This is a genomic window from Paenochrobactrum glaciei, assembly GCF_039522165.1.
Classification (GTDB): domain Bacteria; phylum Pseudomonadota; class Alphaproteobacteria; order Rhizobiales; family Rhizobiaceae; genus Paenochrobactrum; species Paenochrobactrum glaciei.
Genome location: NZ_BAAADE010000009.1, coordinates 86281 through 99714, shown reverse-complemented (window position 1 = coordinate 99714; position 13434 = coordinate 86281). Strand labels below are relative to the sequence as shown.

Sequence of the window (13434 nt, the reverse complement as noted above, 5' to 3'; positions counted from 1 at the left end):
CCAGCTTCCTGCTCTTTAATCATCCCGATTATCTGTTCGTCTGAAAACCGTGAGCGTTTCATTGTCCATCTCCTACCAAGGATTGAACTCTACCAAAATCTGGAGGAGTTTGCGGGGCTCACGTCAAGATGATAGAATATTAAACGATATCAACTGGTGCCGTTTATAGTGGCACCAATAGTCTATGAACTGTATTTTAGATTATTCTACAAATTAAAATCCGTGATAAAAACTACCCAAATTCTCTTGATAAGATAATCCACATGATAACACTCTCCCCATCATATGTGTTTTTAAACATATGTGGCGCAGAACTATCGAACTGGAAGGCGTCTCCTTCATTCAAATTATACGGAGACGAGCCAATAGTGAGTTCGAAACTACCATTGAGCACGATGCCGCATTTTTCCCCAACTCGACGCCAAGGCTCATCGCCAGAGTAGCCGTTAGGCTGAAGACGTAGCAGCATCATTTCAAGCTGCGTCCCGCGCACAGGAGAGAGTAACTCCTTCACAAGACCCGTAGAGTCGAACCTAAGAAGCGGCCGTTCATTACGCCGCATGACAACGGTTGCCTCTGTTTCCTTATTATCTTGGGGATTTTCTTCGAAAAGCGCCCCAAAAGGCACTCCGAGGCCGTGGCGAATGCGATCAAGCACCTTAATTGATGGTGTAGAGCGGTTGAGTTCAATGTGGCTGAGCATCGCAACCGAAACTTGGCACTGAGCTGAGAGTTCTTGCAATGTCATATTGCGCTGAGTGCGCAATGCGCGAATACGCTCCCCCAGACTATCAAGAATGGAATCGGATGGCAGCTCCAATTGTTCAACATTCATCACGCCAAGTCTCCTAAGTATCACTCAAGTTTGTATAGTCTTTAAAGAAAATTCTATCCAGTCTAAAAATTATCTTGCAAATTTATCATGAGGCGATAATTATTAAGAGCAACAATGATGCGAGTCCTTGGGCAAAAGCCATAGCACTTGCAGCAGTGTACAACACCACGGGAGGGGTCAATTGTTCTTTGCAAGAAAATTTATATTTTCCAGTGCACTCGCAGCCAGTGCGCTTTTCGGCAGCCTGCATGTCAACGCGCAGCAGCAAGGTGGCAGCATTGTTATCACGACAACGCCTGAGCCGTCACTTATTACAAATGCATTAAGTTCAGCGCCGACTACTGCTGAAATCGCAACCAAGATTTTTGATGGCTTGCTTGAGTATGATACCGATCTCAACCCTAAGCCGTCGCTTTCTACCAGTTGGGAAGTCAGTGAGGATGGTAAAACCGTCACTTTCAAACTTCGTGACGGCGTCAAGTGGCATGACGGCAAACCTTTCACATCAGCAGATGTAAAATTCTCTTTGCTGGAAGTTGTTAAACAGTATCATCCACGTGGCAAAGGCAATCTCGGACCTGTAAATGCCATTGAAACTCCGGATGATTTGACGGTCGTTTTAAAGCTCGATCACCCATATTTGCCGCTTATGAAAGGGCTTTCAAGCCTAGAGACGCCTATTGTTCCAAAGCATATTTATGAAGGAACTGATTTTCGTAATAACCCAGCAGTTAATGCGCCTATCGGCACAGGACCTTATCGGTTCGTCGAGTGGTCAAAAGGCAGCCATATCCAGCTAGAGCGTAATCCTGATTATTGGCGTGACGGTCGTCCTTATCTCGACACCTTGATTTTCCGTTTTGTTGCTGATGCTGCAACACGCGCAGCTGGTCTTGAAAGTGGTGAGATTGATGTTGCAACCTTTGGAACGATTAATCCAGTTGAAATGCGCCGCTTAGAACAGCTTGATAATGTTTCAATCGCTTACGGCGGTTATGAAGCTATCGCTCCGGTGATGATGCTGGAGCTTAATACCAATGCGGCACCCTTTGACAAGAAAGAGGTGCGGCAGGCCGTTGCTTACGCGATCGACCGCAAGCGGATTATCGATACAGTCTGGTATGGTTTTGGCAAGCCTGCAGTCGGGCCAATCTCATCCTTTGTCAAAGGAGCTGGTGCCTGGACAGATGAGGGTGTAACGGATTTTACAGTTAAAGATCGTCTAGATATTGCTAACAAATTGCTTGATGATGCAGGCTACCCCGTTCAAGCAGACGGTAAGCGCTTTAAGATCATTCACGACGTTGCAACCTTTGGTGAAGATTGGCGACGTATGGGCGAAGTGATTAAACAGCAGCTTGCCCGTGTTGGCATTGATGTTGAGCTGCGAACTCGTGATTATCCAACCTTCGTTCGCGAAGTTCACAATAATTACGATTTCAATATGACGTCCACTTGGTCTATCGGCATGGCGGATCCAACACTTGGCGTCCAGCGTAATACCTGGTCAAAAAACATCAATAAAGAAGTACCATTCGGAAATGTTGCTCAATATTCAAATCCTAAAGTAGATGAACTTTGGGAAGCCGCTCAGACGGAAGCAGATCCCGTAAAGCGCAATGAGTATTTCCATGAATTGCAGCGCATTCTCGTCGACGACAGCCCTATTATTTGGATCATGGATATGGATCTGGTTGCAATGCAAAGTAGCCGCGTCAAAGATCTGATTACGTCTCCACTTGGCTTACGTGGCGGACTTTATGACGTCTGGGTCGAAAAATAACATTTTTTGATCGTGGCAGATCCCGGCGATGTACCGGGATCTGCAATAATATTGTCAAAGAAAGTCTATGGCTATGTGGTTTGCAAACGGTAAATATGTCTTGAGCCGTATCTTGCACGGTATCCCTATTATTATTGCAATTGTCGTTGTGAATTTTTTCCTGATCCGCCTGGCTCCAGGCGACGCAGCTCAGGTGCTTGCCGGAGAAGCTGGCTCGGCAACAGAAGAATATATGGCACAAATACGTGCGCAGTTCGGCCTTGATCAACCACTTTGGGTGCAGTTCATAAACTATATGAAAAACCTGCTTGTTTTTGACCTTGGTTATTCTTTCCGCCATGGGCGGGAAATTTCTTCCCTTATTTTTGAACGCCTGGGTGCCACTGCGCTTCTGATGTTTACCTCGATGATATTATCAATCAGCTTTGGCATTCTGCTTGGTGCTATAGCAGCTATTCGTGACCGTACTTATGTTAGCTACGTCATTATGATCCTTGCTATCATCACTTATGCTACCCCGCTTTTCTGGGTCGGCTTAATGTTGATCATTTTGTTTTCACTCAATCTTGGCTGGTTTCCAACGAGTGGATACGAGACCATTGGCACGTCACTGACCGGCTTCCGTTATATCCTTGATGTGGCACATCATTTGGTCTTGCCAGCAATTGCCCTCTCATTTTTTTACATGGCGCTTTATACACGCCTTATGAGAGCTTCGATGTTGGAAACACTCGGACAAGACTTCATTAAAACCGCACGCGCCAAAGGCTTATCTAATAGTCATATCGTAATGCATCATGCGCTACGTAATGCAATTATTCCTGTTGTCACAATGGCAGGTGTGCAGGTTTCAGCAATGCTGGGTGGCTCAGTTATTATTGAATCTGTTTTCGGATGGCCGGGGCTCGGATTGCTTGCTTATGAAGCTCTATTCGCACGTGATCTCAACTTGCTTTTGGGTATTTTCTTTCTGAGCTCGATTTTGGTCGTTATTACCAATGCATTGGTTGATGTCATTTATACCCTGATCGACCCTCGTATTCGTTTGACAGGTGGGCGACATGGTTAATCAAATTTCACGACCGTCCATGATAAAAAAACTGCTAAGTAATCCAAGCGGCGCAATAGGTTTTTTGGTGCTCGCCTGCGTTATACTTTTGGCCGCCTTTGCATCCATACTTTATCCGGAAGGCCCTTTCGAAATGGTAGGCATGCCATTCGAAGCCCCATTCTCCGGTGAGTTCTTATTGGGCACGGATATGCTCGGGCGTGATATTGCAGCCGGTATAGCATATGGCGCACGTATATCTCTGCTTGTCGGAGGCGTCGCAACAATTGTTATTGTTCTACTGGGCACAATTATTGGTGCATTAGCTGGCTATTTTGGTGGCTGGGTCGACAGTTTTGCAATGCGGATCACTGAATTTTTTCAGACGATTCCAACCTTTATCGGTGCCATTGTCATCGTTGCGGTTTTGGGGCCAACCTTACCCAATATTATAGGTGCTATTGCTATTGTTAGCTGGGCACCATTAGCGCGATTAGTGCGTGCTGAAGTTAAAAGTATTAAAAGTCGAGAATTCGTAGAAGCATGTGTTTCATTAGGAATGAATGATCTACGCATTCTCATTGTACAAATATTACCCAATGTTTTGACAACAATTGTTGTCGCCGGCTCTCTTATGGTTGCTACAGCTATCCTTTTTGAAGCCGGACTGTCCTTTCTGGGGCTCGGTGATCCCAATACTATGACTTGGGGTTATATGATTGGCGCAGGAAGGTCAGCAATCAGAACGGCATGGTGGATGGTTACCATACCCGGATTGGCCGTACTTTTGACGGTGCTGGCGATCAACCTGATCGGTGATGCGCTCAATGAGGCCTTAAACCCGAGAGCTAAGCGATGAACATTTCTTCCCCTGTTTTGCAGGTCGAAGGCCTGCGAACCGAATTTCGTAATGAACGCAAACAATGGTTTCCTGTTGTTAACAATATAGATCTCAAACTTTCAGCTGGTGAAATTTTGGCTGTTGTGGGTGAATCTGGTTGCGGTAAAAGTATGCTCGCGCATTCAATGCTGCAATTATTGCCAAAGCGCATTGCAAGGATTTCTGCCGGAAGTATTCGCCTTGATAATACGGATCTAGTGAAATTATCTGATAAAGAAATGCGCCGGGTGCGCGGTAAAGATATTTCCATGGTCTTTCAAGAGCCAATGACCTCTCTCAATCCCCTTATGAAAGTAGGGCAGCAAATTGCAGAGAGCGTACTTGAGCATGAAGCTTGTAGTCATACTGAAGCAACTAAGCGTGCGCTTCAACTCATGGATATGGTAGGCATTCCTGAAGCGAAATTACGCGCAGAACAATATCCTTTTCAACTTTCCGGTGGCATGCGCCAACGTATTGTTATTGCGATAGCACTTGCATGCCGCCCTCGGGTTTTAATTGCCGATGAACCAACAACTGCGCTTGATGTTACAATTCAAGCTCAGGTACTTGAATTGATTGATCAATTAAAAACTGAAATTGGCATGGGTGTTATCCTTATCACTCATGATCTTGGTGTGGTTGCCGAATGGGCACAACGCGTAATGGTCATGTATGCTGGCCGTAAAGTTGAAGAAGCAGATACGGAAACTTTCTTTTCAAATCCGGCTCATCCATATAGCCAAGCTCTTCTGGCTTCCGTGCCACGCCCTGATGCTGTCATTGATGGCTGTGAAATTGTGCCTCTAGCCGAAATTGCAGGAACTGTACCTCCTATGGATCAATTAGGATCAGGATGTGCTTTTGCTGCACGCTGCTCACGGGTCGAGAGTAACTGCCTTCAGGCTGTACCTGTCTTAACGAACCATCCTTCAGGTGGTCGCGTGGCCTGTTTCCATGCCGGAGTGTCTTGATGAGTAATGATCCAATTTTGCAAATTCGTAATCTTGTTAAATATTACGACACACCTCGTGGACGTGTTCACGCTGTCGATCATATAAATCTAGAATTAAGTGCCGGAGAAACTCTCGGTATAGTTGGTGAATCTGGTTGCGGTAAATCGACACTTGGCCGCACGGTCATTCGTTTACATGAACCAACATCAGGTGAAATCCTCTATCGAGGACGAAACATAGCCCATCTTTCCCGAGCTGAAATGAAACCGGTTAGGCGTGATCTGCAAATCGTTTTTCAGGATCCGTTCGCCTCGCTTAATCCCAGACGCACAATTCGGCAAATTCTAACCGAGCCTTTTTCAGTTCATAATGTAGGCTCGAAAGCAGATAGAAAAGCGATGGTTGAAGCGCTCATTGAGCGTGTGGGTTTACATCCAAGTTATGCTGATCGTTTTCCGCATGAATTATCCGGTGGTCAGCGTCAGCGTATTGCAATCGCACGTGCCATTGCACTCGAGCCCTCAACTGTGGTTTGCGACGAGCCGGTTTCAGCTCTTGATGTGTCCGTACAAGCCCAGATTATTAATCTGTTGCAAAAGCTTCAGCATGATATGGGCGCCTCTTATATCTTCATCTCGCATGATCTATCTGTCATCGGATATTTGGCAGATCGAATAGCTGTCATGTATCTGGGCGAGATTGTTGAAATTGCACCAAAGGCTGCATTATGGAAGCGCCCTTTGCATCCCTATACTCAGGCTTTATTTTCAGCCATTGCGCTTCCGCTACCACCGAGTGTAGCGCGCCGTGAACGCGTCGTCATCAAGGGCGACATTCCAAGCCCCATTAATCCGCCGTCAGGCTGTCGCTTCCGAGGACGCTGCCCTGTAGCACAACCAATCTGTGCCGAAATTGCTCCAAAGCTAGTAGATGTCGGCGATGGTGCACAAGTTGCCTGCCACGTTGCCATTGGTGTCACAAACTAAATCTATTCACACATCTTTTGAGGTTCTGATGTCTCTTTATTTTACTGCCCGTATTCGTTGTCGCACAGTTTTGATCGGTTATGATAACGATGGAAACCGTATCTCTCGTCCAGCCAACAAAACAGAATTCGTCGAAAAAGTTATCAAACTCGACCGTATTCTTTCATTCACCGATGACCACCTGTTTGTAGCATGTCCACATGATACTGTTGAAGTCTGGGATTATGAGGGTGACTTATCAAAGGTAAAAGAACATTTGGTAGCGCGCGAGCTGTTGATCGCTTGAGGTTAAACATGTGTGCAGGAACCTGTCATGACGATGATACAACCATCATTCCGATAAATGTGACCATGCTTGTCAATGGCAACCTAATCAGCCGGATGGTCGATCCCCGTCGAAGTCTTCTGGATTTTCTTCGTGAAGATCTCAACCTGACGGGAACTAAAAAAGGTTGTGATCATGGTCAATGCGGAGCCTGCACCATTCACGTTAATGGCGAACGACGATTAGCGTGTTTGCAATTTGCTGCTCAATTGCAAAGTACCTCAGTCACCACGATTGAAGGCATCATATCTGTTGATGGTAAGTTGCATCCTTTGCAAGATGCCTTCATCCGTCATGATGCCTTGCAGTGCGGTTATTGTACACCTGGACAGATCATGTCAGCACTAGCACTGATAAAAAGCGGGTGCCCGAAAAACATAGATGAAATTAAAGAGGCCATGAGCGGCAATATTTGTCGTTGCGGTGCTTATAACGGTATCATTGCTGCGATCCGAGAGGTTGCACATGGCACAGATTGAATGGATTTTCCCATCCTCAGTTGATGAAGCTCTATATGCACTTTCGCAAAGTGGGCATCAAGCCGTTGCCGGTGGAACAACCTTATTCGACCTTATGAAATTAGGTCATGCCGTCGGACCGGTGCTGGTTGATGTTTCAAAGCTTCCCCTAACATCGATTTCCCAACATGATGACTATATTCACATCGGAGCCTTGGCTTCAAATAGTGATGTTGCGAAATCATCTCTCATTAGCGAACATCTACCTGCACTTTCTGAAGCAATTTTATCTGGCGCATCAGAACAAATCCGCAATGCTGCAAGTATTGGCGGAAATTTACTGCAAGCCACGCGTTGCATTTATTTCAGAGATACCTCATGGGCATGCAACCGTCGCGTTGAAGGGGCAGGTTGTGAAGCCTTGCAAGTACCTACATCAGGGCATGCAATTCTTGGCACTTCATCCGCTTGTATTGCCACTCAGCCATCGGATATGGCGGTTGCATTGCTTGCAATGGATGCAATAATTGTTGCGCAATATCGTGGGTTAAATATTCGTATCCCCATTGCCGATTTTTTCCGTAAACCTGATCAAAAAGCAATGCCGTTAAACACTTTGCCTGTAAACGCATTAATTACATCCGTTGAGGTTCCAAGCGGGCGAATGCAAGCCAAATCTGGCTATCTCAAACTACGTGGTCGCGCTTCTTATGAGTTTGCAAGTGCCTCTGTTGCGGCTTGCCTCGAACTTGACGACAACAAAATTAGTCGGGCGGCAATTGCTTATGGTGGTGTTGGAACAGTACCGTGGCGAGATGTAAATGCGGAGCGACTTCTTCTCGGTCACATTCCGTCACGAAACCAAATTGATCTTTATCTGGACCGCGTATTTGAGCACGCCGAAATACGGCCGGAAACCGCACATAAAGTTTCACTGGCTCGTGGAGCAGTTCACCATATGCTTGAAAGACTTGCACAATGACACTGACTGGATCGTCTGTGAAACGTTATGATGCAGTGGAAAAAGTAACCGGGCGCGCGCAATATGCAGCAGATCACCAGCCCGATAACTGCCTTGTTGCTATGGCTTTAAGAGCTGATCAAGCGCCTGCCCGTATTGTTAAAATAGAAAGCGTGTCTGCGCGCGCATTACCCGGCGTTGTTGATGTTTTCTGTCATGAAAATGCTCACAAACTTGATTGGTTCAGTCGTCCTGAAGTTGATGCTTTAAGCGCAGAAAGCCTGGGGCGGACTGTTTTAGCGGACGCAGCTTCAAAATTGCCTGCCTACAGGCCGTTTATAACAGATGAAATTCAATTTGCCGGACAATGGATTGCCATTGTTGTCGCGGATACAATTGAGACAGCGCGCGAAGCATTATTGCGTATCAAAGTGGAACTTGAAGATTTACCCAATATTACAGAACAACCTATATTGCCCGGCCCATTCTTTGGCGGCGAAATGCAACATAGTTTTGAAACCACACATCCGGCAGGTAATACGGTCGCGATCGTTGATCAAGTTTACCAAACGCCTATACAGTTGCACCAACCAATGGAGCCATCCGCAACAGTAGCGCATTGGGATGAGGACAATGTAACATTGTGGGACTCTACGCAAGGCGCTTACGCAACCCGTGATTACATTGCCGCAAGCCTTGAGCTACCTCAAGATAAAGTGCGGGTTATTTCCGCTTATGTAGGTGGAGGCTTTGGTTCTAAGAACCAAATTTGGCCTCATCAAGCATTAGCTGCACATTTGGCTCGTTATCTTAAACACCCCGTCCGTGTTCAGCTGACACGTCAGGACATGACGCTCGTTTCTGGACATCGCAGTGAAACACGCCAACATATTCGTCTGGAAGCAGACGCTGATGGGCGGCTATCTTTACTTCATCATAACACTGAAGTTCCTACATCGCTACGTGGCGGCTTTTTCGAGCCATGCGGTTTAAGCTCTCTAATGCTTTATGCAGCTAAAAAAATCACAGTATCTCATCATGTTCAGCGCTCACCTATTCCCACCCCTACTCCTTTTCGCGCACCTGGTGAGACACCAGGATCATTTGCACTCGAAACTGCGTTAGATGAGTTGGCACATATTCAAAAGATTGATCCTTTAGAGTTGAGATTACGTAATTTTGCAGACCATGACTATTCACATCAAAGGCCATGGTCATCCAATTATTTACGTGATTGTTATAATCAAGGATCGGATGCTTTCGGCTGGTCAAGTCGTAATGCTGTGCCGGGTCAAACTTTTCGCAATGGTCGAAAAATTGGAATGGGGATGGCGACAACCGCTTATCCGGCGCCACTATTGCCGGCAACTGTAAGGCTACGCTTGCGCAGAGATAAGCCGCTACGGATTGAAACATCAGCCACCGATATTGGCACAGGTATGCGAACAATTTTAGCGCAAAAAGTAGCAAGCGAACTTGGGCTGACGCTAAATGACGTTGAGGTTTGTCTAGGTGATACTCAATTCCCCTATGCGCCCACCGCAGGAAGGTCTAAATCAACCTCAAGTGTCATGCCAGCAGCAGCAGACGCTTGTCGAAATCTGCTGGAAAAGCTCGGTCGTGAAGGAAAGAATACTTCCTTGCAAGACCGGCTTAAAGAGCTTGGTACGTTAGAGATTGAAGTAGAAGGGAGTTCTGGCCCCCGTAAAGAGGACGGTCATCTTAGTTTCTATTCATTTGGTGCACATTTTGTCGAAGTAGAGCTCGATGAGCAAATTGGACGCCTGCGCGTGACACGTGTGGTTAGTGCCTTGGATTGTGGGCGGGTTCTTAATCCGCTTCTTGCCGCTAGCCAAATTCGTGGCGGTATAATTTTTGGAATAGGAATGGCCTTAATGGAAGAAGGTATACGCCATCCAACTACGCATAAACTCTTAACAGATAATCTAGCTGATTATGCTGTGCCCGTACATGCGGATGTTCCAGAAATCGACGTTAGGTTTATCAATAAGCCAGACTTTGCAATGGGTGATGACGGAGCCCGTGGTTTAGGTGAAATCGGCCTGCCGGGACTTTCTGCGGCAATTGGAAATGCATTCTTCAACGCAACAGGCAGAAGAGCACGTTCTGTTCCTATCCCGTTTTCATTAATGACAAAAGATTGATGTAAATAATCAATCCCATATTGTGTCTTAAACGGCTATGCCAGCCCTACTCATCAATGATTTTGATAAATTAAGAGACTTTATCTTTTGTACCGCTATATCAGCTACATGAGATTTAATTTTTAACTCGCCACTTGCAAAACTTCTGCCAAGACAGAAATAGCAAGGGTACGGGCATCGCGAGCCGAGGGGATCAGGCCAATCGGGCCGTGCAATCTTGCAATGTCAATTTCACTTACACCTTGTGCAAGTAAATCTGCATAACGCATATCCCGCGCTCTGCGGCTGCCTTGTGCACCGATATAAAAAGCATGACTTTTCAATGCCTTTTTTAATATTCCGGGCTCCCAGCTATGATCGTGAAAAAATAAAACGACAGCCGTCCATCTATCAATCAACAAACCATCGGGTATTGTCGGGCAACTAATAGTTTCAGTTCTTACCCCTAATATCTCAACCCAGTGTAGTGTTTCTTGATCCGGTGATATTAAGATACACGGATAGTTAATAGAATTCACTAAGGAAGCAAACGTGCTTGCTTCAGGTCCTTTTCCAAAAATGAAAAAGCGTATCTGAGGAACAAAGCGAACGTAAAATACGCCATTTTCCAAACCTGTCGGGCGGTCAACACCCGCTAAAGAACAAGACCCTTGCTCCACATCCAAGGCCAGCACACATACTTGGCGCATATTTCGCATGCTGTTTAAAGCAACCAATACCTTAATATTAGGATTGGGTATGAGCAGAATATCCAGGCCACCCCCGCAGGGAAGCTGTATGTCAAAATATGGCGAATTCTTACCGTAGCGAAGCTGTAGCGGGCTGTTATTGGCCAATGTGCTTTTAGCATGAATAACCAAGTCGGCTTCAACACAGCCCGATGAAAGTGACCCGATACACCCTCCGTCCGGCATAATTGCCATCACGGCTCCTAAAGGGCGGTATGACGGACCTTCAACACCCACAATAACAGCGAGTACACCATGACCACCCTCAGCTAAAAGGGCATCTATCGGATCCTTGTTAAAATCCGGTTGTATATTTGCTTGTTGCAGCGGGTACATCAGTTTGACTTTATTTTTAACTTCACGGTTATTTTATTATCAATTGCGGGAATACGCTAAGTAATACTATTACTGCAAGCATAACACCAACAAAAGGTAACGCACCTAGGAATATAGATTCCAACTTTACGGATCGATCTGCAAGTGTCGCATGAACAGTAAAAATGGATATCCCGAATGGTGGCGTTAATAAGCCAACCTCGACGGCAATAACTGTGATGATACCAAAATTCACTAAATCAAAACCCAAAGCTTGAGCAATCGGAGCCGCAATCGGTACAATGATTAGTAGAATTGATGTGCTATCAAGGATCATCCCCATTGCTAACACGATCACGATATATAAAACCAAGAAACCAGTTGATCCCAGCCCGCTATGACGAACAATATCACCAATTGCAGTGGGAATTCCTGCAACAGCCAACATCTGACCATAAAAATTTGCAGCAACCAAAAGGATTAGAATTCCTACCGAGACTACACCAGTTTCAGTTAAAACTTGCCATAGCTTGTTACCGTTCAAACTACGCCTGAACACAGCAATAACGAAAGCAGCAAACGCCCCGACACCACCAGCTTCTGTAGGTGTGAAGTAACCGCTGTACAGGCCACCGATTACAAATACTACCAGGAGTAAAATCGGCGTTATTTTACGGATTACCTCTCCCGTTCCCATGATATGTTGATCATGTTTATGCTTTTTATTTTGTTTCTTATCTAAGTCAAAGGCAATATTGGGTGCGAATTTTGCCATTCCCAAAATCAAAGCGACAAAGCCCAATGCAAGAATTGCACCCGGAACAAGACCGGCGATAAACATTTGGCCAATAGATACTTCAGCTAATACGCCATAAACAATTAATAATAAGCTTGGAGGAATGAGCATTCCTAACACCGAACTACCGGCCACAATGCCCGTGGCAAATGCAGGACGATAGCCGTGGTGGCGCATTTCTGGTACGGCTACTTTTGTAAAAACAGCAGCAGAGGCGATCGATACGCCGGTGACAGCCGCAAAGATTGTATTGGCTGCAACCGTTGCAACTCCTAAGCCGCCACGTAACCTTCGCAGCATTGACTCCGCGACATCGAAAGTATCCTTACCCACATTTGAAATACTAACGAGCTGCCCCATCAGAACAAACAAAGGGATAGTTGCAAAAAGATAGTTTGCTACTCCGTTATATGTTGCAATCGACATTAATTTAAGCGCGAGATTGAAATTATCACGGATAATCCAAACCCCCACAAAAGCCACTGTCATAAGAGCAATAGCGATGCGCATTCCTAATAATACCAGAACGAGTAACGCCAATATCAAAATATAGCCGATGGTTATACTGGACATATCAGGATGCTTTCCTGTTTGTGTTTTGCGTTAAACGTGAAATTAAATTAGCCAGGAACGCAACAGCAGCAGCCAATGAACCAATCACAACGATGATACGGAAAGGCAAGGTAGGCAGTGTCCACACCCCTCTGACACCAAAAAACTCTGCTGTTTTCCAAGCCCTGTATGTATCAGGCCAAGCAGACCAAGCCATGATAAGGCATATGGCTACCGCCACGAGGCTAAATATAAAATCAATGAGATCGAGAACCCTCTTATGACGAGCCGGCACCATTCGAATAAGGAAATCAGCACGGATCAGTGTCCCCTTAAGAGCCGCCGCCGGAAGCATCAAAAATACAATAGCCACAACTGATCGTGCTGCGATTTCTGCCACCCCTGTCACCGGCATTTGTAAGAAATTGCGTCCAACTACATCTGCTACGATCAGGAGCATAATCGCGGCAATCCAAATTGTTCCAACCGCGGCCATGGCCTCAAGCAAGCGTTGTAATAAACGCATCGCCTTGGATGCAGTTAAAGGATCATAAGCATCATGATCCACATGTAATTCGGTACCCATGGATATGCTCCTTGCAGCTTTTGATAAAGTGCTTGAAAGGTCCGCTCACAGCTCAGTTTT

General features: G+C 45.8%; 13 protein-coding genes. 9 read left to right on the top strand and 4 right to left on the bottom strand.

The window, feature by feature from the left end:
• Window positions 1-232: 232 nt before the first annotated feature.
• The gene (locus tag ABDZ76_RS15320; RefSeq protein ID WP_343807386.1) at window positions 233-835 is read right to left on the bottom strand and encodes a helix-turn-helix domain-containing protein; all 603 of its coding nucleotides are present in this window, start codon (window positions 833-835) and stop codon (window positions 233-235) included.
• Between the two features lie 127 nt (window positions 836-962).
• On the opposite strand from ABDZ76_RS15320, the gene ABDZ76_RS15315 reads away from it, so the two are divergent.
• The 9 genes from ABDZ76_RS15315 to ABDZ76_RS15275 all read left to right on the top strand — a co-directional run bounded on the left by ABDZ76_RS15315 (window position 963) and on the right by ABDZ76_RS15275 (window position 10397).
• Window positions 963-2618, top strand: coding sequence for an ABC transporter substrate-binding protein (locus tag ABDZ76_RS15315; RefSeq protein WP_343807374.1), 1656 nt, complete (start codon window positions 963-965; stop codon window positions 2616-2618).
• 67 nt (window positions 2619-2685) lie between these two features.
• Window positions 2686-3687 (top strand): ABC transporter permease, encoded by a 1002-nt coding sequence (locus ABDZ76_RS15310; protein WP_343807371.1) that lies wholly within the window; start codon window positions 2686-2688, stop codon window positions 3685-3687.
• Window positions 3680-4525 (top strand): ABC transporter permease, encoded by an 846-nt coding sequence (locus tag ABDZ76_RS15305; RefSeq protein ID WP_343807368.1) that lies wholly within the window; start codon window positions 3680-3682, stop codon window positions 4523-4525. The genes ABDZ76_RS15310 and ABDZ76_RS15305 overlap by 8 nt, the downstream gene beginning before the upstream one ends.
• Window positions 4522-5520 (top strand): ABC transporter ATP-binding protein, encoded by a 999-nt coding sequence (locus tag ABDZ76_RS15300; protein WP_343807365.1) that lies wholly within the window; start codon window positions 4522-4524, stop codon window positions 5518-5520. Before ABDZ76_RS15305 ends, ABDZ76_RS15300 begins: the two co-directional genes overlap by 4 nt.
• Window positions 5520-6488 carry an ABC transporter ATP-binding protein gene (locus ABDZ76_RS15295; protein WP_343807362.1) on the top strand — a complete coding sequence of 323 codons (969 nt, stop codon included), beginning with the start codon at window positions 5520-5522 and terminating at the stop codon, window positions 6486-6488. The genes ABDZ76_RS15300 and ABDZ76_RS15295 overlap by 1 nt, the downstream gene beginning before the upstream one ends.
• A gap of 28 nt (window positions 6489-6516) precedes the next feature.
• A complete protein-coding gene (locus tag ABDZ76_RS15290) occupies window positions 6517-6774 on the top strand; it encodes a hypothetical protein (RefSeq protein ID WP_343807360.1) in 258 nt (85 codons plus the stop codon).
• Between the two features lie 8 nt (window positions 6775-6782).
• Entirely contained in the window at window positions 6783-7292 is a 510-nt protein-coding gene (locus ABDZ76_RS15285; protein ID WP_343807358.1) for a (2Fe-2S)-binding protein, read from the top strand.
• Window positions 7279-8253, top strand: a complete 975-nt coding sequence (locus ABDZ76_RS15280; protein ID WP_343807356.1) for an FAD binding domain-containing protein — start codon at window positions 7279-7281, stop codon at window positions 8251-8253. The genes ABDZ76_RS15285 and ABDZ76_RS15280 overlap by 14 nt, the downstream gene beginning before the upstream one ends.
• A gap of 17 nt (window positions 8254-8270) precedes the next feature.
• Window positions 8271-10397, top strand: coding sequence for a xanthine dehydrogenase family protein molybdopterin-binding subunit (locus ABDZ76_RS15275; RefSeq protein ID WP_343807354.1), 2127 nt, complete (start codon window positions 8271-8273; stop codon window positions 10395-10397).
• 122 nt (window positions 10398-10519) lie between these two features.
• Here the strand turns inward: ABDZ76_RS15275 and ABDZ76_RS15270 are convergent, their stop codons facing one another.
• Genes ABDZ76_RS15270 through ABDZ76_RS15260 form a run of 3 tightly spaced genes read right to left on the bottom strand, consistent with a single transcriptional unit; the run spans window position 10520 to window position 13374 of the window.
• Complete coding sequence (locus tag ABDZ76_RS15270; protein WP_343807351.1) at window positions 10520-11461, bottom strand: XdhC family protein; 942 nt, start codon at window positions 11459-11461, stop codon at window positions 10520-10522.
• A gap of 28 nt (window positions 11462-11489) precedes the next feature.
• A complete protein-coding gene (locus ABDZ76_RS15265; RefSeq protein WP_343807348.1) occupies window positions 11490-12809 on the bottom strand; it encodes a TRAP transporter large permease in 1320 nt (439 codons plus the stop codon).
• 1 nt (window position 12810) lies between these two features.
• A complete protein-coding gene (locus tag ABDZ76_RS15260) occupies window positions 12811-13374 on the bottom strand; it encodes a TRAP transporter small permease subunit (RefSeq protein ID WP_343807345.1) in 564 nt (187 codons plus the stop codon).
• Window positions 13375-13434 lie beyond the last annotated feature (60 nt).